At 65.7% G+C, this 1153-nt stretch carries 1 protein-coding gene; it reads left to right on the forward strand.

Annotation, left to right across the window (positions count from 1 at the left end; all coding sequences use genetic code 11):
* Positions 1–490: 490 nt before the first annotated feature.
* The coding region (locus tag MJ797_RS16265; RefSeq protein ID WP_239335722.1) for a pentapeptide repeat-containing protein at positions 491–1153 on the forward strand (663 nt) is incomplete at its 3' end.

Consider the following 1153-nt stretch of genomic DNA (forward strand, 5'->3'; position numbering starts at 1 on the left):
GGTGTTCTACCGGGGCCGACGAGCCGGGGTACCCGTGCATCGCGAAGCAATGTGCGGGGAGCGATGAAGCGAGGCGCCGGCTGGCGCCGGCAGGCCCTGGATGAACTTCCAGCGCCGACCACTAAGAGCGACCGGCAATAGGGGACGCGGCGTCGCGGGGCTGGGGCACGCACCTCGCTGTGTTGTCGTCGGTCACCACCCAATACCAGGGTGGCTCCCTCCGCCGCCTCGCGATGCACGCACCCCAGCCCCGCTCCTTGATCCACGCCCCTATTGCCGGGCGCTCTAACCATTTCAGACTCGGGTCGTGGATTGGTTGCGGATCGGCGGAAGCCGGGCGGACAGTATCTGCAACCTTGTCACCACCGGTATGCAACCAGCGATCGGCAGTCTCGATATGGCGCAGAGCTCGACGCAACGCCAGCGGGGGGACCGCAAACGACGTCCGCTCACCAGCGGAGCGGCGACTCCGTGAGAGAGGTGGCTACTTGTGCACAACAGCAATAACGGCCGGTTCGACGCGTTGAGCGAGCGGTCCTTGCTGGGCATGCTGGGGGCCCGTGAACGATGTCGACGTAGCCCGTCCACTCGGGTCCAGGTGCTCCGACAGATCGTTGATCTGTACAACAGGGTGATTCACCCCAGCGATCCCGACGATGCAGTGGACGCGGCGCGATCGCTCCTGCGGCTCCTGCGCGATGTCGGCTATCACGATGCCGGCTACAAGGAACGGGCTGAGCGGGTCCTTGCGGAGGCGTTCCCCAGCCGTGAACTGGAAGCCGTCGTGCGCATGGCTCGGACTGTCAGTGGGCAGGCCAGTGGGGATGATCGCCAGTCGGATGATGTTACGGGCTCTGCCCATGCCTCCGCTGCTCTCATCCGCCAGCTCCAGGCCCGTTCTCCAGGCGTGGCGAAACCGCCCGCGGACCTGGCCGATCTGATCGCGCTCAACGCCACCGGTGCCCAGTTGGCCGGGGTGGACCTGTGCGGCGCCCGCCTGTTTGACGCTGATCTGTCCGGTGCCCAGCTAGCTGGAGCTAATTTGTCAGATACGGTGCTGTTCGGTGCCGATTTGTCCGATACCATACTGGCCGGGGCGGACCTGTGCGGTGCGCTGTTGGCCGGTGCTGATTTGTCCGACACCGTGCTGGCT

Source organism: Protofrankia sp. CiP3, from assembly GCF_917627345.1.
GTDB lineage: Bacteria > Actinomycetota > Actinomycetes > Frankiales > Frankiaceae > Protofrankia.